The 19,036-nt window shown below is 53.5% G+C and carries 22 protein-coding genes; 10 read left to right on the top strand and 12 right to left on the bottom strand.

Features of this window, described 5'->3' with window-relative positions; genetic code table 11:
* Together AC2FNE_RS20950 and AC2FNE_RS20945 are read right to left on the bottom strand one after the other, a co-directional pair.
* Positions 1 to 224, bottom strand: a 224-nt coding sequence (locus AC2FNE_RS20950) for a GreA/GreB family elongation factor (RefSeq protein WP_496806186.1), incomplete at its 3' end; no start/stop codon positions are given.
* A gap of 237 nt (positions 225 to 461) precedes the next feature.
* A complete protein-coding gene (locus AC2FNE_RS20945; RefSeq protein WP_170605949.1) occupies positions 462 to 839 on the bottom strand; it encodes a VOC family protein in 378 nt (125 codons plus the stop codon).
* Positions 840 to 928: 89 nt separating this feature from the next.
* Here AC2FNE_RS20945 and soxR point away from each other — a divergent pair, with 89 nt between their 5' ends.
* The 4 genes from soxR (at position 929) to AC2FNE_RS20925 (ending at position 5,786) form a co-directional block, all read left to right on the top strand.
* On the top strand, positions 929 to 1,384 hold the full coding sequence (gene soxR, locus AC2FNE_RS20940; protein ID WP_170605951.1) for a redox-sensitive transcriptional activator SoxR: 456 nt from the start codon (positions 929 to 931) through the stop codon (positions 1,382 to 1,384).
* Positions 1,385 to 1,520: 136 nt separating this feature from the next.
* Positions 1,521 to 3,167 carry an electron transfer flavoprotein-ubiquinone oxidoreductase gene (locus AC2FNE_RS20935; protein WP_496806185.1) on the top strand — a complete coding sequence of 549 codons (1,647 nt, stop codon included), beginning with the start codon at positions 1,521 to 1,523 and terminating at the stop codon, positions 3,165 to 3,167.
* 113 nt (positions 3,168 to 3,280) lie between these two features.
* Positions 3,281 to 4,984, top strand: coding sequence for a tetratricopeptide repeat protein (locus AC2FNE_RS20930; protein WP_496806187.1), 1,704 nt, complete (start codon positions 3,281 to 3,283; stop codon positions 4,982 to 4,984).
* Positions 4,974 to 5,786 (top strand): 4-(cytidine 5'-diphospho)-2-C-methyl-D-erythritol kinase, encoded by an 813-nt coding sequence (locus AC2FNE_RS20925; RefSeq protein WP_496806184.1) that lies wholly within the window; start codon positions 4,974 to 4,976, stop codon positions 5,784 to 5,786. The genes AC2FNE_RS20930 and AC2FNE_RS20925 overlap by 11 nt, the downstream gene beginning before the upstream one ends.
* On the opposite strand, the gene AC2FNE_RS20920 is transcribed toward AC2FNE_RS20925, so the two are convergent.
* Entirely contained in the window at positions 5,779 to 6,777 is a 999-nt protein-coding gene (locus tag AC2FNE_RS20920; protein WP_170605957.1) for a polyprenyl synthetase family protein, read from the bottom strand. The genes AC2FNE_RS20925 and AC2FNE_RS20920 overlap by 8 nt on opposite strands.
* 56 nt (positions 6,778 to 6,833) lie before the next feature.
* Here AC2FNE_RS20920 and AC2FNE_RS20915 point away from each other — a divergent pair, with 56 nt between their 5' ends.
* From AC2FNE_RS20915 to AC2FNE_RS20905, 3 genes are all read left to right on the top strand, one after another.
* A complete protein-coding gene (locus AC2FNE_RS20915) occupies positions 6,834 to 7,049 on the top strand; it encodes a putative signal transducing protein (protein ID WP_170474882.1) in 216 nt (71 codons plus the stop codon).
* Positions 7,046 to 7,819 carry a tRNA1(Val) (adenine(37)-N6)-methyltransferase gene (locus AC2FNE_RS20910; RefSeq protein WP_496806183.1) on the top strand — a complete coding sequence of 258 codons (774 nt, stop codon included), beginning with the start codon at positions 7,046 to 7,048 and terminating at the stop codon, positions 7,817 to 7,819. The genes AC2FNE_RS20915 and AC2FNE_RS20910 overlap by 4 nt, the downstream gene beginning before the upstream one ends.
* A 120-nt stretch (positions 7,820 to 7,939) precedes the next feature.
* Complete coding sequence (locus AC2FNE_RS20905) at positions 7,940 to 8,104, top strand: YdcH family protein (protein ID WP_082029696.1); 165 nt, start codon at positions 7,940 to 7,942, stop codon at positions 8,102 to 8,104.
* Here the strand turns inward: AC2FNE_RS20905 and yddG are convergent.
* From yddG to AC2FNE_RS20860, 9 genes are all read right to left on the bottom strand, one after another.
* Positions 8,101 to 8,967 carry an aromatic amino acid exporter YddG gene (yddG, locus tag AC2FNE_RS20900; protein WP_170605958.1) on the bottom strand — a complete coding sequence of 289 codons (867 nt, stop codon included), beginning with the start codon at positions 8,965 to 8,967 and terminating at the stop codon, positions 8,101 to 8,103. The two genes, AC2FNE_RS20905 and yddG, sit on opposite strands and share 4 nt — an antisense overlap.
* Entirely contained in the window at positions 8,964 to 9,911 is a 948-nt protein-coding gene (locus tag AC2FNE_RS20895; protein ID WP_496806182.1) for a transcriptional regulator GcvA, read from the bottom strand. The genes yddG and AC2FNE_RS20895 overlap by 4 nt, the downstream gene beginning before the upstream one ends.
* Before the next feature lie 301 nt (positions 9,912 to 10,212).
* Entirely contained in the window at positions 10,213 to 10,935 is a 723-nt protein-coding gene (gene phbB, locus AC2FNE_RS20890) for an acetoacetyl-CoA reductase (RefSeq protein ID WP_170474893.1), read from the bottom strand.
* A 186-nt stretch (positions 10,936 to 11,121) separates the two neighbouring features.
* Positions 11,122 to 12,297, bottom strand: coding sequence for an acetyl-CoA C-acetyltransferase (locus tag AC2FNE_RS20885; RefSeq protein WP_170605960.1), 1,176 nt, complete (start codon positions 12,295 to 12,297; stop codon positions 11,122 to 11,124).
* Between the two features lie 193 nt (positions 12,298 to 12,490).
* Positions 12,491 to 13,324 (bottom strand): EAL domain-containing protein, encoded by an 834-nt coding sequence (locus tag AC2FNE_RS20880; RefSeq protein ID WP_496806181.1) that lies wholly within the window; start codon positions 13,322 to 13,324, stop codon positions 12,491 to 12,493.
* 114 nt (positions 13,325 to 13,438) lie between these two features.
* Positions 13,439 to 13,630, bottom strand: a complete 192-nt coding sequence (locus AC2FNE_RS20875; RefSeq protein ID WP_170605962.1) for a hypothetical protein — start codon at positions 13,628 to 13,630, stop codon at positions 13,439 to 13,441.
* Between the two features lie 86 nt (positions 13,631 to 13,716).
* Positions 13,717 to 14,688 carry a sterol desaturase family protein gene (locus AC2FNE_RS20870; protein WP_170605964.1) on the bottom strand — a complete coding sequence of 324 codons (972 nt, stop codon included), beginning with the start codon at positions 14,686 to 14,688 and terminating at the stop codon, positions 13,717 to 13,719.
* Positions 14,685 to 15,071 (bottom strand): hypothetical protein, encoded by a 387-nt coding sequence (locus tag AC2FNE_RS20865; RefSeq protein WP_170474906.1) that lies wholly within the window; start codon positions 15,069 to 15,071, stop codon positions 14,685 to 14,687. The genes AC2FNE_RS20870 and AC2FNE_RS20865 overlap by 4 nt, the downstream gene beginning before the upstream one ends.
* Before the next feature lie 211 nt (positions 15,072 to 15,282).
* Positions 15,283 to 15,849, bottom strand: coding sequence for a TlpA disulfide reductase family protein (locus AC2FNE_RS20860; protein ID WP_170605969.1), 567 nt, complete (start codon positions 15,847 to 15,849; stop codon positions 15,283 to 15,285).
* 21 nt (positions 15,850 to 15,870) lie between these two features.
* On the opposite strand from AC2FNE_RS20860, the gene argH reads away from it, so the two are divergent.
* The 3 genes from argH (at position 15,871) to lysA (ending at position 19,003) form a co-directional block, all read left to right on the top strand.
* Entirely contained in the window at positions 15,871 to 17,259 is a 1,389-nt protein-coding gene (gene argH, locus AC2FNE_RS20855; RefSeq protein ID WP_170605971.1) for an argininosuccinate lyase, read from the top strand.
* On the top strand, positions 17,259 to 17,441 hold the full coding sequence (locus AC2FNE_RS20850; protein WP_170605973.1) for an argininosuccinate lyase: 183 nt from the start codon (positions 17,259 to 17,261) through the stop codon (positions 17,439 to 17,441). The genes argH and AC2FNE_RS20850 overlap by 1 nt, the downstream gene beginning before the upstream one ends.
* 296 nt (positions 17,442 to 17,737) lie before the next feature.
* Positions 17,738 to 19,003: a diaminopimelate decarboxylase gene (gene lysA / locus AC2FNE_RS20845; RefSeq protein WP_170605975.1), complete on the top strand. Its 1,266-nt coding sequence runs from the start codon at positions 17,738 to 17,740 to the stop codon at positions 19,001 to 19,003.
* Positions 19,004 to 19,036 lie beyond the last annotated feature (33 nt).

Here is a 19,036-nt window from a genome sequence, read left to right as displayed (position 1 = left end):
ATCACATCAGCCAATGACAGGATACCCTCCAGCTCTTTGATGCGGCCCTCGATGAAACCTTGTTTTTCTCGGGCTGAATGGTACTCGGCATTTTCTTTTAGGTCGCCAAGTTCCCTAGCAGAGGCAATGGCTTCGATGATCGCCGGGCGCTCGACGGATTTCAGGTTCTTTAGCTCGGCCTCAAGCGCTGAAAAGCCCGCAGGCGTCATTGGAATCTTTTCCATTTTCTCTTTGTCCACACATAAATTGTGACGCCCCGCCGCATGGGATAAGCGTCGGGGCGATAGGATGGGTTATCAGATACCTGACCTAAATGAGGCGTGAATTGCAAGAGGTCACAGAAACCAAGCGCTCAATTCGCGGCTTGACGCCGTTCTTGCTGGCTAGGGTGGCGTCTATGCCGATAATCATGATACTTACTGCTTCGCCACTTGTCAGAAGGTGTGCACAACCAAAGCATTTCAATCATATTGAATAACTTCAAATTCGATTCCGTCGTCATCGTCAAAGTAGAATCGTTTGCCCGGCTCGTAATCTGCATGGTTGTGTGGTTCAAACCCGGCTTTTCGAACTTTGGCTTCCATGGCATCAATGTCCTCGACCAGAACGCCAACGTGATTAAGGCCACCAACGATGTCATAGCTGCTTTCGCCTGTTATTTTTGGATTATTCGGAGCGTAAAGAGCCAGATAAGTGTGTTGGCTTCCAACATGGACGGTGTAGCCGCCCGCAATGGCAGGTCCTTCCCAGCGAACTTTCCAGTCAAATACATCCTTCATCCACGCGGCGGTGGCCTGTGGGTCACGGACAGTGAAATTTGTGTGTTCAAGCGTCGCCATTTTGCGATCTCCTCTTTTGTCTTGATGCTTGGCACGATTCAATCTAATTTCTAAACCTAACTTTAGGTCAAGGAATTTTATGAACCTCGATGACTGTACATGAGGGGCTGGCGATTGGCGCTTTGGCCCGGCGCACAGGATTGGCGGTTTCGGCCATTCGGTATTACGAAGAGCAGGGTTTGATCACCCCGTGGCGAAACGCAGGAGGGCAACGGCGCTACCAGCGCGCGGATATCAGGCGCCTAAGCTTTGTTATGATTGCGCAGCAATTTGGCCTGACGTTACCGGAGATTCGGAGCGTGCTATCGGGTTTGCCCGGAAACCGCACCCCGACGCCAAAAGACTGGAGAGTAATCAGCAAAGACCTACGCGCATATCTGGATCAACGAATCGACACGTTGATACGATTGCGAGACAACTTAGACGGTTGCATTGGTTGCGGTTGCCTGAGTTTGCCAAAATGCGCCCTTTACAACCCTGACGACCGCGCAAACGCTTCCGGTAGCGGTCCCCGATACCTGATGGGCGACAAGCCAGAGGGCTGAACTGCCGCATTGCAGCACTGTTACGCCGTGTTTCGATTGACCCGGGTCTTTCTTCCCATGTAATCAGCCGAGAAACAAAATTGCGCAGACCATGCAATGTGAGCGCCAGTTCGGAAAGTTAGCTAAGGAGCCCGCGATGGCCGAAATTGAACGCGAAGCGATGGAATATGACGTTGTGATTGTAGGTGCGGGTCCCGCAGGCCTGTCTGCGGCCATCCGTCTTAAGCAGCTCGACGCCGACCTGAACGTGGTGGTTCTGGAAAAGGGCTCGGAAGTAGGCGCGCACATTCTGTCTGGCGCAGTGCTCGATCCATGCGGTCTGGACGCTCTCATACCAGACTGGAGGGAAAAAGGCGCCCCGTTGAAGACGCCGGTGACCGAAGACAATTTTTACATGCTGGGCGAAGCCGGTCAGTTGCGAATTCCCAACTTCCCGATGCCTCCGCTGATGAATAACCATGGGAATTACATCGTCTCAATGGGCAATGTTTGCCGATGGATGGCTGAGCAAGCAGAAGAGTTAGGGGTTGAAGTTTTCCCCGGCATGGCCTGTTCCGAATTGGTTTATGGCGGCAACGGCGAAGTCAAAGGAGTTGTGGCTGGCGTGTTTGGGCTGGAACCTGATGGTTCATACGGTCCAAATACCGAGCCTGGTATGGAGCTGCACGGCAAATACGTATTCCTATCAGAAGGTGTGCGCGGCTCGCTTTCCAAAGAAGTTATTGCCAAATACGATCTGCAGGCCGGTAAAGAGCCGCAGAAGTACGGCGTCGGAATGAAAGAGATTTGGGAGATCGACCCGGCCAAGCACAAAGAAGGCTCGGTCACGCACACGATGGGTTGGCCACTGGGTGGAAACGCAGGCGGTGGATCGTTCATCTATCATCTTGAGAATAATCAGGTTTACGTCGGTTTCGTGGTTCATCTGAATTATAAAAACCCTCATCTGTACCCTTACATGGAGTTCCAGCGTTTCAAGCACCATCCTATGGTCGCTGATCTGCTGAAAGGCGGCAAACGTGTCGCTTACGGTGCGCGTGCGATCACCGAAGGGGGTTACCAATCCATGCCAAAACTCGTGGCACCCGGCGTCGCCTTACTTGGCTGTTCCGCGGGCATGGTCAATGTCCCGCGCATCAAAGGTAATCATAACGCGATGCTTTCGGGCAAAGCAGCTGCGGAGGCTGCCTATGATGCCCTAAAAGCTGATCGTTCAGGTGACGATTTGACTGATTACGAAACCGAAGTAAGAAATGGCCCAATCGGCAAGGACCTGAAAAAGGTACGCAATGTCAAACCGATGTGGTCGAAATGGGGCCTTACGGCGTCGCTTGCGCTGGGCGGTCTGGACATGTGGACCAACACGCTTGGTTTTTCTCTGTTTGGCACTTTGGGACACGGAAAGAATGACGCCGAGTCAACCGAGGATGCGAGCAAGCACGCAGCCATCGACTATCCCAAGCCAGATGGCACGCTATCTTTTGATCGATTGACCAATGTTTCCTTTTCCGCGACCAATCACGAGGAAAGTCAGCCCTGTCACCTGAAGCTGGCGGACCCGGAAATCCCGGTCAAGGTCAACTTGCCCAAGTTCGACGAACCTGCACAGCGGTACTGCCCTGCAGGTGTATATGAAATGGTCGAAGATGAGAACGGACCGCGATTCGTCATAAACTTTCAGAACTGTGTCCACTGCAAGACATGTGATATCAAAGATCCCAGCCAAAATATTACGTGGACCACACCACAAGGCGGAGATGGGCCGAATTATCCCAATATGTAAGCAAAAATAGGTGTATTGGCAGGGTCTAGAGGGCTCAGCCATTGCCACATGGGTCGCCAGGCCCTAGCTTATCCGCCAAACAACGACAACAAGGCAGGATATCGGTGCTTCCATTGGTCCGTCGCGCGGTTGCAACTGCGGCCTTCACCTCTTTCATTGCATCGTCGGCATTTGCTGATACGGGCTCTGGTTCATATCTGGCCGGACGTCAGGCAATATATCAAAGTGATTATGTCGCCGCTGAGAGATACTATTCTAAGGCGCTGAATTTTGATCCTGAAAACGAACAGCTTTTGGAAAGCGTTCTGCTTGCGCGCATCGCATTGGGTGATATCGAAGGCGCCAAGCCCGTTGCAGAAATAATGGATCAACTACCTGTTCCGAACCAAGCCGGACGCATGGTGATCTATGCTAACTTGATCAATCAGGACCAATTGGACGAGCTTCTTTCCCGAGACCCGGAAACCCAAGGTGTAGGACCATTGGTTGACGGGTTGATGATCGCATGGGCCCATATTGGGAAAGGTTCCGTGTCTCAGGCGATGGAGCAGTTCGATACCGTCGCTACACAGGAAGGCCTGAGAGAGTTTGCGCTTTATCACAAGGCCCTGGCGTTGGCTTCGATTGGCGACTTTGAAGGCGCCGAAGAGGTCTTTGGTACCGATAATGGTTCGGTGTCACGCATCTCGCGCCGAGCGGCGCTTGCTCGGGCCGAAATCCTGTCGCAACTGGACAGAAATCAAGACGCTCTGGAGTTTTTGGACGATGTGTTCGCTTCGGGCAATGATCCGTTTATTGACAATTACGTTGCGCGTTTAAGGGCAGGAGAAACTCTGCCCTTTACACATGTAAGGTCGCCGCAAGACGGTATGGCCGAAATTTTCTTTTCAGTTGGCGCGGCGTTGAATTCAGATGCAGTAGATGACTACGTTCTGTTGTACGCCCGGATTGCCAGTTTCCTGCGTAAAGACCATATCGACGCAATTTTACTAACCGCAGAATTGCTGGAAGAGCTGCGGCAATACGATCTTGCTGTGGAAGCCTATCGCATGGTCCCGCCGGACAGTTTTGACCACCACGCCGCAGAACTGGGCCGAGCCGAAGTTCTACGCCAGTCTGGCAAAACGGATGCTGCTGTTGAAGTTCTGCAAAGTCTGGCTGTTCAGAAGCCAGACCTGCCAGGCGTACACGTGGCTTTGGCCGACTTGTTGCGACAACAAGAAGACTACGCGGCAGCTGTAACTTCTTATGACACAGCAATAAATCTGACTGAGGAAGATGCTGGCAGTAACTGGTTTTTGTATTATGCGCGCGGAATCTCGCATGAGAGGCTCAAAAACTGGGAAAATGCTGAGGCCGATTTCCGTAAGGCTTTAGAGCTGAATCCTGATCAGCCCCAAGTACTCAATTACCTTGGTTATTCGTTGGTCGAGCGGCGAGAGAAGTTGGATGAAGCGCTGGAAATGATAGAACGCGCTGTCATCGCGCGCCCAGACAGCGGCTACATCGTGGATAGCCTTGGTTGGGTTCTGTTCCGACTGGGCCGTTACGACGAGGCAGTGGATCACATGGAGCGAGCGGTCGAACTGATGCCTGTGGATCCAGTGGTCAACGATCATTTGGGCGACGTCTACTGGGCCGTTGACCGAGCGAGAGAGGCCGAATTCCAGTGGAAGCGAGCCTTGTCTTTTATCGACCCCGAAGACACCGACGGTGAAGCAGATCCAGATCGTATTCGCCGTAAAATCGAGGTTGGTCTTGATATTGTGCTGGAAGAAGAAGGTGCAGATCCATTGAAAGTCGCAAATGATGGCTAAGGCCTTTGCGCCTGCCAAAATAAATCTGACCTTGCATATCACCGGTCAACGCGCCGACGGTTATCATCTGTTGGATTCACTCGTGGCATTTGCGGACCTTGGAGACTCACTTGAATTCTCGCCGGGCCAAAAGCTTTCTGTGAATGTAACCGGAGAATTTGCCGCCGGTGTTCCCGTGGACGAGCGCAATCTGGTTTGGCAGGCTGCTCAGGCTTCTAATTGGACTGGGAATATAAATCTGTACAAGGCTCTGCCTCATGGAGGCGGCGTCGGAGGTGGCTCTTCTGACGCTGCTGCGACTTTGCGCACGCTGGCCCCTGATTCACCGCGACATGTTGCGCTTTCACTGGGAGCGGATGTTCCTGTCTGCATGCTTGCCAGAGCAACAAGAATGCAAGGAATCGGCGATCGCACTGAGCCCATTGTCCTGCCCGACCTTCCAGCCGTGTTAGTCAACCCGGGTGTCGCCGTGAAAACCGGACCAGTGTTCAACTCTCTGACGGCAAAGAATAATCCCGAGATGCCTTTCGTCCTTCCGGAGTTTTCTTCCCCCGAAAGCTGTGCTGCTTGGCTTTCTACGCAGCGCAATGATCTTGAAACTCCGGCGCTGGCAATTGCACCGCAAATCGCAACTGTGCTGGATGCTTTACGCGCTACAACTCAATCACTTTTGGCACGGATGTCGGGTTCAGGGTCGACGTGCTTCGCACTGTATCCATCCATGAAAGCAGCGCTTTTAGCGGCGCATGAAATTGGAGCGGCCCATCCCGGTTGGTGGTGTCGCGCCGCTCGCCTTAGTTAATACGCGACACAACGTAGTCGGCTATATCCTGCAGCAACGCCTTGATTTCGTGATCCGGCAAGGGCGCTAGGGCAGTCTTGGCTTTCGTTGCCCAGGCAACGGCATCTGCCCGGGTTGCGTCCAGCGTTGCATGTTTGTTCAACAGGCAAAGCGCGTGATCCAGATCGGCATCTTCTTGACGGCCTTTTGCAATTGTCCGTTCCCAAAACGCACGCTCTTCGGGCGTTGATCTTGCGACGGCCTTGATAACGGGAAGTGTTAACTTGCGTTCCCTGAAATCATCGCCAACATTTTTACCAGTAGCTTTGCTATCACCCTGATAATCAAGAAGATCATCGGCAATCTGAAACGCTATACCCAACGCATCACCATAGTCGAACAGGGCCTGTACGTGTGGTTCCGGTGCATTTGCGATGACACCGCCCACTTCAGTCGCGGCAGAAAATAGTGCTGCCGTTTTTCCGCGAACAACTTGCAGATACACGCTTTCGTCAGTTGCAAGATCGGTAGCGGCCGTCATTTGCAGCACCTCGCCCTCGGCGATGGTGGCAGAGGCATTGGCGAGAATGTCCAAAACGCGGAGCGAACCAGTTTCTACCATCAATTGGAAGCTGCGGGAAAACAGATAGTCGCCTACCAAAACGCTGGATTTATTGTCCCAAAGAAGGTTAGCGGTGGGCCGACCGCGCCTTTGGGAACTTTCATCGACAACATCGTCATGCAGTAGCGTGGCCGTGTGGATGAATTCCACAGTCGCGGCCAAACGCACGTCATGATCGCCGGTGTAGCCGAACAATCGAGCTGCCGCCAACGTCAACATCGGGCGTAAACGCTTGCCGCCTGCCTCAACAAGGTGAGCCGTTACCTCGGGTATCCGAGGCGCATGATCGGATGCCATACGTGTTCGAATAAGCGAATTAACCGCATCCATTTTATCGAAAAGAATTTCGGCCAGCCGCTCGTGAGGCTTTGAAATTGCGCTGACTGTCATCACACTCCCGACACAAGGCTCGACTTTCGCCCTACCTTGCCCTTACATCCATCCCCATGAAAGAACTTTTACGCAGCACTGACCCTACGATCTTGGCCTTTGCATCAGCTCTTCTTGAGGGCGAGGATATAGACTGCTTTCAGATGGACGTAAATATGAGCATCCTGGAAGGTGGAATTGGGATATTTCCACGGCGACTAATGGTGCGCGCTGATGATTTGTCCCGCGCTGAACGTGTTATGCGGGACAATGAGATTCCTTTGGGGCGATGAACCGGTTTTCCGACAGTGATCTAACCTGCAACGATTTTCTGGGCGGGCGTTTGCGTTTGTGGCAGCCACGAAAGGGATACCGCGCGGGTATCGATCCGGTTCTACTTGCCGCATCTATACCAGCGACTGTGAACCAGAGCGTTCTTGAACTTGGCTGCGGCGCAGGAGCCGCGGTATTGTGCCTCATGGCTCGCGTACCTGAGTTGCGCGCGACCGGGGTCGAATTGCAGGAAGCTTATGCTGAACTTGCGAAAAGGAATGCTGAGGACAACAAGCTTCCGTTGACTGTGGCTGCGGCCGATTTGAATGCCCTGCCTTTGGATATTCGTCAGCAGCAGTTCGATCACGTGTTGGCGAACCCGCCGTATTATCGGTCCGGTGAACACAGCCCGGCGAAAGATCAAGGTCGCAGTATTGCCCTTGGCGAACGCACAGCCTTGTCCGACTGGGTCAGTGTGGCAGTGAAAAGATTAGTGCCGCGCGGTTACCTGCACATTATACTAAAGGCTGATCGCTTGCAGGATCTGTTGTTGGCTTGCTCCGGGCAGGTCGGGTCCATTGAGGTTCTGCCGATCGCTCCACGCACTGATCGACCTGCAGAACTCGTGATTTTTCGGGCCCGCAAGGGTGGGCGCGCGGCCTTTCGCCTTTTGGCGCCTGTAGTTTTGCACGCAGGTACCAAGCACCTTAGGGATGGCGATAGCTATGCTCCGGAAATTTCCGCAATCCTGCGACAAGGCGCAGCGTTGGCCGGATTTTCGAGCATCTAGGCAAAGATCAGCGTGATTCACAAAATTTGTGACAGATTCTGTGCGCCTGCAGCGTGACAGGGTGGAAACGATGTGATCAACTTCTTACGTGATATAAGCAACCAAAGAAGGAGGATCGCCATGAGCGTGAGTGCACATCTGACGGAGCTGAAGAAGAAACACGAAAGTCTCGGTCTCCAAGTCGAAGAAGCCCAACGCTCGCCAGGTATCGATGATCTCCATATCGCCCAGCTCAAGAAACAAAAACTAAAGCTGAAGGAAGAAATTGAGCGTCTCTCCAACTAAGACCTTAAGCTGGCACGCGCAGCGATTGCCGCGCCTCCGGTAATAAGAAAAGCTGCGATCGCAAGCCCCCAAGTGGGTGTTGCGATCCCGGCCGCTACAAGTGCCAATGTAGACAGAAGCGGAGCGGCGTAGGACGCCGTGCCCAAAATTTGTATGTCACCGCGTTTGACGCCGATGTCCCAGACATAGAAGGCAAGCCCGACTGGTCCTAACCCCAACGCCAGTACGGAGGCCCAGCCAATCGTGCTTCCAGGAATCACAGTTTCCTCCAATGCAAAATGCAAACACCAAGAAGCAATTGCAGTTGCAACGCAAAAAACAGCGACCGAGCTTGTAGGAACATCGCCCAATCTTCGTGACAACACCGAATATCCCGACCAAGTCAACGCGCACAACAGAGCCAACGCATAACCAGGCAGGTATTGCGCTTGAAAACCTGTGCCGCCTCCACCCCCAATAATTACTGCCGCCCCCGCAAACCCAAGGCATGCGCCAAACAAATGGCCCAACCGCAGGTTTTCACCCGGGAGCAAGCCAGAGAACAAAACGATAAGCAGCGGCCAGAGATATGCGATCAGTCCAGCCTCGGCCGCAGGCGCCATGCGAAGCGCGGAAAAATACAGCGCGTGATATCCGAACAATCCAACAGCGCCAAAAAGATAAGTCTTCCAGGGGATCTGAAGTAATTGCGTCAGAGCACCCGTCGCGAAAACCCAGATCAAACCCAAGCTGCCGCCAATCGAAAAACAGATCGCGTTTAGCAACAATGGGGGCGTGGGTGCCGAACCGACTGTAAACAAGGCCAACAGTGACCACAGCAGAACGGCCACAAAACCAACCGCCGTCGCGCCCATTCTTGTCATTTGATTGCAACCTTTTCCACCGGAATGATTTCGAAGTCATCTGAGATATGCGCGGTCTTTTCAATCTCCGATAAAAACCAATCCCGAAAGGCGGAAATTTGTGGCCGCGTTTCCGCACCTGGCAAACACAAGAAGCGAAACCGAGCCTGCGTTTCAATCGCCGTTTTAAACGGAGCAACCAGGCGACCTTCGGAAAGGTCTTTTATGATCATTGCACGTCGACCCAGTGCAATTCCAACGCCGGCAACTGCCGCATCAATGGCATGGTCCGCATTTGAAAAATGCGCCCCGTGCCTTGGTGTGAAATCAATACCAACCGCACGAAACCATGCAGGCCAATCACACGGTGGGTCGAGAAACCCAATAGAATCATCGTGGATGAGCGGAGCGTCCCTTAGGGATTGCGCTGTCGCAAACTTCTCAGCCAGTTCGGGCGTCATAACAGGTGTCAGCCACTCTTGCCGAACCGGAACAGAATATAGGTCTTCGTCGTCCCCGTACCCAAACCGGATCGCGATATCCACGTCGTCCCTGTGCAAGTCCATGTTGCGCAAAGTGGCGGAAAACTTCAGGTCGATTTCCGGGTAGGCGCGGGCAAAGTCATAGAGACGGGGTGCGAGCCACTTTGCGGTCAAAGCCGGACCAGCAGTGACTGTCAGGCTGGTAGTGTCTTGCAGACGCCGTGTCGCCTGCCAAGCAGTTTGCAAGGTGACAAAGCCTTCGGCTGCCCCCGGCGCCAAAGTTTTACCTGCTTCAGTCAATTCAACAGCACGGTTCATGCGTCGAAACAAAGGGTGGCCCAGATGCTCTTCCAGTGACTTAATTTGAAAGGACAACGCTGCAGGGGTTACGTGCAGCTCCTCTGCTGCTATGGCAAAAGACATATGCCTCGCGGCTGCATCAAAGGCACGCAACGCAGTTAAAGGGGGCAGGCGGTCACTCATTCAATTTAGTTTTCCTTATCTGAACTATTCAAATTCCTCGTTTGTAATGCTTAGAAATAATGGCCATCATCTGGGTAAGTCAAATGAAACTAATCTGATAAAGAGGCTACAATGATTGAGATTGCAACCGATCTTTCAGTTCAACGCGCCTTTCAGCGCGCCCATTCCGAGCGCGGAAAATTTGTCAGGAATGTTGTTAAATGGATTCTCGGTTCCCGCTGAACGCAGCGCGCGCGTTCTTACGGGATACATTTCGGGCCGACCCAAATAGGTCGGCCCGTTTTAGTCCCAGCGCTCTGCATCAGACGAAGAACTGTGCACCGTTGGCCGAAATAGTCGATCCATTTATGAACTGTGAATCTTCCGAAGCCAGGAACGTAACGCAACGCGCGATTTCCTCCGGCTCACCCAGACGACCAGCAGGGATTTGGCCGATAATGGCCTCGCGCACCTTCTCTGGAACGGCCATCACCATCTCAGTGGCGATGTAACCGGGACAGATTGCATTGGCTGTGATGCCTGCACGCGCGCCCTCTTGTGCCAGTGATTTGACAATACCCAGATCGCCTGCCTTGGTAGCGGCATAGTTTACTTGGGCAAACTGGCCTTTTTGACCGTTGATCGAGCTAATGACAATTACGCGGCCGAATTTGCGTTCACGCATTCCCGGCCACACAGGGTGTACAGTATTGAATACACCGGTCAGATTGGTGTCGATTACCTGATGCCACTGCTCTGGCGTCATTTTGTGGAACGGCGCATCGCGCGTTATACCAGCGTTGGCGACAACGATGTCGATCGGTCCCACTTCAGCTTCGACCTTTTCGATGCCCGCTTTGGAGTCATCATAATCGGCAACGTTCCATTTGTAGGTCTTAATTCCAGTTTCTTCGGTAAATTTCGCGGCCGCTTCGTCATTGCCTGCATAGGTGGCTGCAACATTGTATCCTTCGGCTTTTAGCGCTTTGGAAATTGCTGCGCCAATACCGCGGGAACCGCCGGTTACGAGTGCTGTACGTGCCATTCAGGATTCCTCCAAATTTAGTCATCTTGGTAATTCTGTTACTCTGAGTGAGATTATCGCGCAATATCGTTTCGTGTCTGTTTCAGTGTTTCCGCTCGGCGATTTTGTCGCATCTTCGGGGTAAGCCCCAGTTGTAACAAAAAAGGGCGCCCAACGGACGCCCTTTTTGTTCGCTTGTCAAAGCACTTAGTCGCGCTCCACGCACAGGGCAACGCCCATGCCACCGCCGATGCACAGTGTTGCAAGACCCTTCTTGGCGTCACGGCGTTTCATTTCGAACAGAAGCGTGTTCAGAACGCGGCAGCCCGAGGCCCCGATCGGGTGACCGATGGCAATCGCGCCGCCGTTCACATTCACGATCGACGGATCCCAGCCCATGTCCTTGTTCACGGCGCAGGCCTGTGCGGCAAAGGCTTCATTGGCCTCGACCAGATCCAGATCGTCAACCGACCAGCCCGCCTTTTCAAGCGCCTTGCGCGAGGCGTAGATCGGGCCGACGCCCATGATCGACGGATCCAAGCCAGCGGTCGCGTAGGACGCAATACGGGCCAGAGGCTCGATGCCGCGTTTTTCGGCATTCTCCGACGACATCAGCAGGGTTGCCGCTGCACCGTCATTTAGGCCCGAAGCGTTTGCCGCAGTGACCGATCCGTCTTTGGTGAAGGCCGGACGCAGTTTGGCCATCGCCTCCATGGTCGCGCCATGGCGGATGTATTCGTCCTTGTCCATCACGATGTCGCCCTTGCGGGTCTTGATGGTGAAGGGCACGATTTCATCGGCGAACTTGCCAGCGTTCTGGGCCGCTTCGGCTTTGTTCTGCGATGCGACGGCGAATTCATCCTGCATGTCGCGGCTGATCTGCCACTTTTCGGCAACGTTTTCAGCCGTTTGGCCCATGTGATAACCGTTGAAGGCATCCCACAAGCCGTCGCGTATCATCGTGTCGATGTATTTCATGTCACCCATCTTGTGGCCGGCGCGAAGGGCTGCGGCATGAGGCGACAAGGTCATGTTTTCCTGTCCTCCGGCGCAGACAATATCGGCATCGCCCAGTTGGATGTGCTGGGCACCCAAAGCCACGGCTCGCAATCCCGAACCGCAAACCTGATTGATGCCCCACGCAGCGCTTTCCTGTGGCAGTCCGGCATTGATGTGCGCCTGTCGTGCGGGGTTTTGACCTTGGGCGGCTGTAAGGACCTGGCCCATGATGGTTTCGCTTACCTCGCCTTTTTCGACCCCTGCGCGGTCGACTACCGCTTCAAGGACGGCAGCGCCCAGATCGTGTGCAGGGGTGTTCGCAAATGAACCACCGAAACTGCCGACACCTGTGCGTGCTGCGGATGCGATTACTACGTTCGTCATATAGTCAATCCTTTACCGTCATGGTCCAGCAGGAGATCTGAATGTTCGGATGACAGGCCTCTCTTTAAAAAACAAAAGCGACTTGTGATCCCCCGCCCTAGTGGGCTCTGGCATACCTCAATGCTGCATATGCAGCAATGGACACCTTGTCTCAGCGTCAAGTTCGGCGCAATACCGCACCTAAGGTTTCAGTCTAAACAGCCGTTTTGACCGTATTTTCTGGTGCCCACGGTGGTGTGACAGACGGCGCGCCGAACAAAAAACCCTGTCGGCAATCCACACCGTTTGCAACCAGAAATTCGGCGTCTGCTTTGCTTTCAACCGATTCGGCAGTCACAAGGATTTCGAACTCCCGTGCGACTGCAATTAATGCTCTCACCAGCGCCTGATTGTCTGGATTTTCATTTATGCCACGAATGAACTGTCCGTCGATCTTAGCCGCGTCAAACAGAAACTCACGAAAGTGTCGAAAGCTGAAATTGCTGGCGCCAAAGTCGTCCAACGCAAATGCAATCCCTCGTTCTTGCTGGCGATCCATGAAGTCCATAACCAATTCGGGTACCAGCATCGCAGAGCTTTCAGAGATTTCCAGAATAAGCCTTTCGCCTAGACTGCGGTCCTTTTTGAGGGAACGGTCCAAAATGCGAGACCAGCGCGTATACCCTATCGAACGCGCGGACATGTTTATGGACAAGCGAATTCCAGGGTTTTGCCGTAGGGTTCTAAGGCCCATTTCCAGCGCAATACAATCTATGTCACGGCCAATAGGGGTGTTTTCGATTTGCGGCATGAATTCTCTGGCCGGAATGACGCGTCCGGTTTCGTCCAAAACCCGTATAAACGCTTCGTAGAAGGCTACATTGTGTGGAACCCTCGCTTGCATTACGGGCTGAAACGCAAGTTTACATTGCTTGTGTTTGACCGCATCGGTCGCCATGTTCAGCACCGATTGGTCTCGTGAAGTGACGGCAGCATTCAAAGGGCTGTCCAAACCTTCCGGCAAATCAGAGAGTTTTTTGTCCCGCATGCGTGCACCATATTTCTGTGCATATCTGGAATGGCATCCAGCACAATGTCGGGGCAAACTTATGAATTTGAAGTTAATGAAACTTACAAACTTCCTTTGTCAGGAAAAGTTTCTCTAGCGCGAAGATTGCCAAGCACGACCCATGGCGATAATCGCCCCGATCACCGAACCAAGAAAGCCCACCAGCGCCAATCCGAACCCCAAGCTCAGGATCGCTGCTGGTATTTCCGGGCTGAGTGCAGCGAGCATAGCTGTTACCAAGCCTAAAAGGCCTATCGCGGTTGCGGTTATTGTCAGGCGCATCATGAGTTCTGGTCGCTCGATATTGAAACACTTGTGCGATGTGGCGGAAATCCAGCGGATTTCAAGGTTTAATTTTTTAAATCGGCGACTTATGACCTGTCCGCAAGACCATTTTGTCGGCTTGCGCTGAACCCTTCGAATCCTGGGGTACCATGATCTTCGGGGTGCCGGGCCAGATGCTTGGCCTTGATCTGATTGGAATTATTTCGGCTTCCGTCATGACTGTATCCGGGTGGCGCAAAGCAATAAGCCAGACGCTGACGCAAGCTCAATCCAGATTGAGTCGCGTCGCGCCAGATACTCACCCATTCGTGAAAGGCCACGCGTAGCGGGTTAAAGGTGCCGATGTTGTGTACCAACCCATAATCCACCTTGTCGCTTTCTTGTTCGGGCACAAAAGTGCCAAACAACTTATCCCAGATAATGAAAACCCCAGCATAATTGCAGTCCAGATAACGCGCGTTGCGCCCGTGATGCACACGGTGGTGACTGGGTGTGTTCATTACTGCTTCGAACCAGCGAGGCATTTTCCTGATTGCTTCTGTGTGGATCCAAAATTGATAAATCAGATTCAGACCGCCAACAAAGAGAACCATAGCTGGATGAAAACCCAGTAAAATCAATGGCGCACGCACGACCATCATGAAGGTGAACGTATAGGTCCATGTCTGCCGCAGCGCTGTCGTCAGGTTGTAATGCTGCGAACTGTGGTGGTTCACGTGACTAGCCCAGACCCAGCGGATGCGATGCCCAAATCGATGCACCCAATAGTAACGCAAGTCATCCAGCACAAAGCATATGAAAATTACGGGGACGGAAGTTCCTAGATCCAGAGGAGTAATCTGCCATAGCCACATGAAAAACGCGTAAGCGATAAAGCCCAACAGAAACCCCGATGCAATATTGCCTGCGCCCATAATCAGCGATGTCAGTGCATCTCGTGTCTCGTAACGGCCGCCTCGACCCTTGATTGCGATCCAAACAAACTCAGCCAGAATGGCGGCAATAAAAAACGGGACAGCCCATTGTACTGCATCTGGGAAACTCACCTGCTCTGTCATACGGGGTCCAATAAGTGTCGCCAGTGGCGGCGCTCGGTTTCGTCAAGACGGACAATTACGCGGGGGATGCTGAAATCATGAAACAGAATCTCGAAACCTTCCGGATGTTCGAGCCAATCAAAATCAAGCAAGTGCCTGGCTGCGGTGTCAGCGCCGAACGACCATAATAGCCCGGCAACTTCTTTTGTTCGGATCAAAGCAAAATGGCCATCATGTGAAACGGTAACATCAACTACATCATCGTCGGGAAAATGGCGAAGCCAGTCCTGCCAAGCTAAGTCATGTGTAAGAACGCGCATCCGCGAACGCCCGGTCAGGTGCAACATCAGTCCTATTCCGGAAATGCCGACAACCACCAAAACCAACAATATTTCAAGTGGCATGCTGCCCTCCCGGCGACAGAGTGCAGATGGGACGGGTTTGTGTCAAAGGTAGCGTGGCGTCAGGCTTGTTGCCGTTGGCTGGCCACTATCGTTGACCATGCCTGCCCAGAATTTTCGAGCTATGGCGCATTGCCGTGTCCCGCGCATTCATGCCGACGCGGAATCGAGGCTTATTCTCACGCACAAACAAATTATGAAATCTTTGCTCAAGTCAGCTTGCGCCATTGACCAAGGCAGAGATTATCGCTTTGGCGCTTTCTGAATTCCACTCGGCGTCGCCTATCATACGGGCTATTTCCTGACCTTCCGGATTCAATATAACCGTTATTGGTAAGGCGACGATGCCGAACTCGCGTGCGGCCGCCTGGCGTGGATCTTGATGACGTGGCAGATTGTCTATTCCGTTTTCTGCAAAGAATTTCTTGATGCCCGCTGGGTTATTGCGGCCGGTCGCCAATGTCAGAACCTGAAATTTTTCGCCCCCAAACTCTTCTTGAAGTTCGGCGATCTGTGGCATCTCCACACGGCAAGGCGCGCACCAAGTGGCCCAAAAGTTCACCAGTAAGTATTTGCCACGAAAGTCTTCCAGAGTACCTACGCCCCCGTCATCTTCGAGCTGAAACTCGATTGTTTTTGCTTCCTTGGGCTCCTTATGCACGATCAGCCGTTTCATGCTGTCCTCGCGCAAAGCCTCGATCGTTGCCGGATCAGCAGCCAAAGCCGTGTTTGCACCCAGCGCGAGGGCCATATAAAGGGGGATCAGACTAACAAGGCGCATATTAACTCCGGGTTTTCCAACATGACCGACCAAACCTCGAACCAGATGTGGGGCGGCCGCTTTGCCGCTGGTCCAGACGCGATAATGGAGGCGATCAATGCCTCGATCGGGTTCGATCAGCGGATGGCGGCCCAAGACATCGCAGGCTCGCGCGCCCACGCCGCCATGCTTGCGGCTACAGGCGTGATAACTGATAGTGATGCTCAGGCCATTCGGGAAGGGCTGCTCACCGTATTGTCAGAAATTGAACGCGGAGAATTCAAATTTTCAACCGCGCTTGAAGACATACATATGAATGTCGAAGCGCGCCTGAAAGAGATCATTGGCGACCCAGCCGGTCGATTGCACACCGGTCGGTCCAGAAACGATCAGGTGGCAACCGACTTCAAACTCTGGGTGCGCGATCAGCTAGACGCGGCAGAAAGTGGTTTGCTTGCTTTGATCCGGGCACTTTTGGCGCAAGCTGAGGCCGGCGCAGATTGGGTTATGCCCGGCTTTACCCACCTGCAAACCGCGCAACCGGTCACATGGGGCCACCACATGATGGCCTATGTCGAGATGTTTGGCCGCGACCTGTCTCGCGTTCGCGACGCGCGTTCCCGTATGAATGAATCGCCTTTGGGCGCGGCCGCATTGGCGGGAACTTCCTTCCCGATTGATCGCCAAATGACCGCCGAAGCGCTGAGTTTTGATCGCCCTGCGGCGAACTCTCTGGACGCCGTCAGCGATAGGGATTTTGCGTTGGAATTTCTATCTACCGCCTCAATTTGTGCCGTTCATTTGTCCCGGTTTGCCGAAGAGCTGGTGATCTGGTCGTCAGCCCAGGTCCGCTTTGTCACCTTGTCCGACAGGTTTTCCACAGGCTCATCTATCATGCCACAAAAGAAAAATCCTGACGCGGCCGAGCTGATCCGCGCCAAAGTTGGTCGGATATTTGGTGCCAATACCGCGTTGATGATGGTGATGAAGGGCCTGCCGCTCGCCTATTCCAAGGACATGCAGGAAGACAAGGAACAGGTGTTTGACGCGGCGGACAACTGGATGCTGGCTTTGGCGGCTATGGAAGGAATGGTCAAAGACATGACCGCCAACCGTGAAAGCCTCGCCTCAGCTGCAGGTTCGGGTTTTTCAACCGCCACCGATCTCGCAGATTGGTTGGTACGTGTTTTGGGGCTGCCGTTCCGCGATGCCCATCATGTGACAGGCTCACTAGTGGCAATAGCCGAAAAAAAAGGCTGCGACCTGCCCGACCTGACGCTGGAAGACATGCAGTCTGTTAAGTCGGAAATTACAGATGATGTCTACTCTGTGCTTACAGTCGAGAATTCTGTACACTCGCGACAGTCCTACGGAGGTACGGCCCCTGATCAGGTGCGTGCCCAAATTAAACGATGGAAGGCGCAGGTGTGATGCGAATACTGAGTGTAATCCTTCTGATCGCGGCTGGTCTTGTCCTCAGCGGGTGTGGTGCGGATGGAGAGCCCACGCAGCCCACCATGAGCGCAAACGTTGGTGTTGGCACCAGCGGGGTGCATATCGGCGGTGGTATCGGCCTGCAGCGCGGCGGGTTAGGCGTATATCTGGGGCTTTGAGCCAAATTTATTGAAATGGCTTGATCGCTGCTATTTTAGCGTAACTTAAAAATCCAGTGGGTTCCCGCATTGATGAGGATTTGATGAAGACCGTTTGCGTAATGCTTTGCTTTGTTGTCCTCGCTGCTTGTGATCCGACTCAATCTCCGCGGCAGGAAACGGCAGATGAACGCAGTGGGTCCGGGGTTTCGGTATCTGGCTACGCGCGGGCCGGCGCGTCGACAACGTTCTAGGCATGTGTGCAATTGCGCGGAATCATTTGATCCCTACGCAGTTTTTGGTCTAAGCGCGCAGGCATGGATCATTTTCTCTACCGCGACGGCGCGCTTTACGCCGAGGACGTCCCAATTTCCGAAATCGCTGCCGCGGTCGGAACGCCTTTCTATGTGTATTCGACGGCCACGCTGTTGCGCCATTTCAAACTGTTTGATGATGCGCTTGAGGGAACCGATCACCTTGTTTGCTATGCCATGAAGGCTGCCAGCAATCAGGCGATACTGAAAACACTGGCGCAGGCAGGCGCGGGTATGGATGTTGTATCGGGCGGGGAATATTTGCGCGCCAAGGCTGCCGGTGTACCGGGCGAAAGGATTGTGTTTTCCGGCGTCGGAAAAACTGCGGACGAGATCCGCACGGCGCTGACCGGAGGTATCCGGCAGTTCAACGTCGAGTCCGAGCCTGAGATGGAAGTCATCAATTCGGTTGCTCTGGCGTTAGGTGTCGTCGCGCCGATCACTGTGCGTGTAAACCCCGACGTCGACGCCAAAACGCACGCTAAAATCGCGACCGGAAAATCCGAGAATAAGTTTGGAATTCCCATATCTCGTGCATCAGACGTCTATGCTCATGCCGCAAGCCTTTCGGGTCTGGAAGTTATTGGGATTGATGTCCATATCGGCTCGCAATTGACAGAGTTAGAGCCATTCGAAATGGCCTATGCCAAGGTGGCCGAGCTGACCGAGCGGCTGCGTAGCGAGGGGCACACCATCCGGCGCCTCGATCTTGGGGGTGGTTTGGGAATACCCTATACCCGGTCCAATGAAGCACCGCCGCTTCCCATTGAGTACGGTGCATTGATCAAAAGAACCGTGGGCCATCTGGGTTGTGAGATCGAGATTGAACCGGGCCGTTTGATCGCGGGCAACGCCGGTTTAATGGTCAGCAAGGTCATTTATGTCAAATCTGGTGAGGGACGAGACTTCCTTATTTTGGACGGTGCTATGAATGATCTGATTCGACCGGCCATGTACGAGGCTCACCATGATATTGTCGCTGTAAAGGAACCCGATCCGGGTGTTGAGCAGCAACCTTATGATATAGTTGGCCCCGTTTGCGAAACTGGCGACACATTTGCCAAAGAACGCAACATGCCTCCTTTGGTCGCTGGTGATCTGATCGCATTCCGTAGCGCGGGCGCATATGGTGCAGTAATGTCAAGCGAATACAATACCCGCCCTCTGATACCCGAGGTTCTGGTTAACGGGGATCAATTTGCAGTTATTCGTGAACGGCCAAGCTTTGACGAAATCATAAACCGCGATACCATACCCTCGTGGCTTTGACGCAGTGATCGCGTCGGGCCGATCAGGAGGCCC

The organism is Ruegeria sp. YKSD179 (genome assembly GCF_059612885.1).
This window is presented reverse-complemented; position numbering and strand designations above follow the sequence as displayed.

Coding starts and splice junctions, on each gene's coding strand:
- argH (WP_170605971.1), top strand. CDS start 15,871: ATGACCGACCAAACCTCGAACCAGATGTGGGGCGGCCGCTTTGCCGCT.
- AC2FNE_RS20915 (WP_170474882.1), top strand. CDS start 6,834: ATGAAAGAACTTTTACGCAGCACTGACCCTACGATCTTGGCCTTTGCA.
- AC2FNE_RS20910 (WP_496806183.1), top strand. CDS start 7,046: ATGAACCGGTTTTCCGACAGTGATCTAACCTGCAACGATTTTCTGGGC.
- AC2FNE_RS20920 (WP_170605957.1), bottom strand. CDS start 6,777: ATGACAGTCAGCGCAATTTCAAAGCCTCACGAGCGGCTGGCCGAAATT.
- lysA (WP_170605975.1), top strand. CDS start 17,738: ATGGATCATTTTCTCTACCGCGACGGCGCGCTTTACGCCGAGGACGTC.
- AC2FNE_RS20905 (WP_082029696.1), top strand. CDS start 7,940: ATGAGCGTGAGTGCACATCTGACGGAGCTGAAGAAGAAACACGAAAGT.
- AC2FNE_RS20865 (WP_170474906.1), bottom strand. CDS start 15,071: ATGCCACTTGAAATATTGTTGGTTTTGGTGGTTGTCGGCATTTCCGGA.
- AC2FNE_RS20850 (WP_170605973.1), top strand. CDS start 17,259: ATGCGAATACTGAGTGTAATCCTTCTGATCGCGGCTGGTCTTGTCCTC.
- AC2FNE_RS20880 (WP_496806181.1), bottom strand. CDS start 13,324: ATGCGGGACAAAAAACTCTCTGATTTGCCGGAAGGTTTGGACAGCCCT.
- AC2FNE_RS20875 (WP_170605962.1), bottom strand. CDS start 13,630: ATGATGCGCCTGACAATAACCGCAACCGCGATAGGCCTTTTAGGCTTG.
- AC2FNE_RS20935 (WP_496806185.1), top strand. CDS start 1,521: ATGGCCGAAATTGAACGCGAAGCGATGGAATATGACGTTGTGATTGTA.
- AC2FNE_RS20945 (WP_170605949.1), bottom strand. CDS start 839: ATGGCGACGCTTGAACACACAAATTTCACTGTCCGTGACCCACAGGCC.
- AC2FNE_RS20895 (WP_496806182.1), bottom strand. CDS start 9,911: ATGAGTGACCGCCTGCCCCCTTTAACTGCGTTGCGTGCCTTTGATGCA.
- AC2FNE_RS20925 (WP_496806184.1), top strand. CDS start 4,974: ATGATGGCTAAGGCCTTTGCGCCTGCCAAAATAAATCTGACCTTGCAT.
- yddG (WP_170605958.1), bottom strand. CDS start 8,967: ATGACAAGAATGGGCGCGACGGCGGTTGGTTTTGTGGCCGTTCTGCTG.
- soxR (WP_170605951.1), top strand. CDS start 929: ATGACTGTACATGAGGGGCTGGCGATTGGCGCTTTGGCCCGGCGCACA.
- AC2FNE_RS20885 (WP_170605960.1), bottom strand. CDS start 12,297: ATGACGAACGTAGTAATCGCATCCGCAGCACGCACAGGTGTCGGCAGT.
- phbB (WP_170474893.1), bottom strand. CDS start 10,935: ATGGCACGTACAGCACTCGTAACCGGCGGTTCCCGCGGTATTGGCGCA.
- AC2FNE_RS20860 (WP_170605969.1), bottom strand. CDS start 15,849: ATGCGCCTTGTTAGTCTGATCCCCCTTTATATGGCCCTCGCGCTGGGT.
- AC2FNE_RS20870 (WP_170605964.1), bottom strand. CDS start 14,688: ATGACAGAGCAGGTGAGTTTCCCAGATGCAGTACAATGGGCTGTCCCG.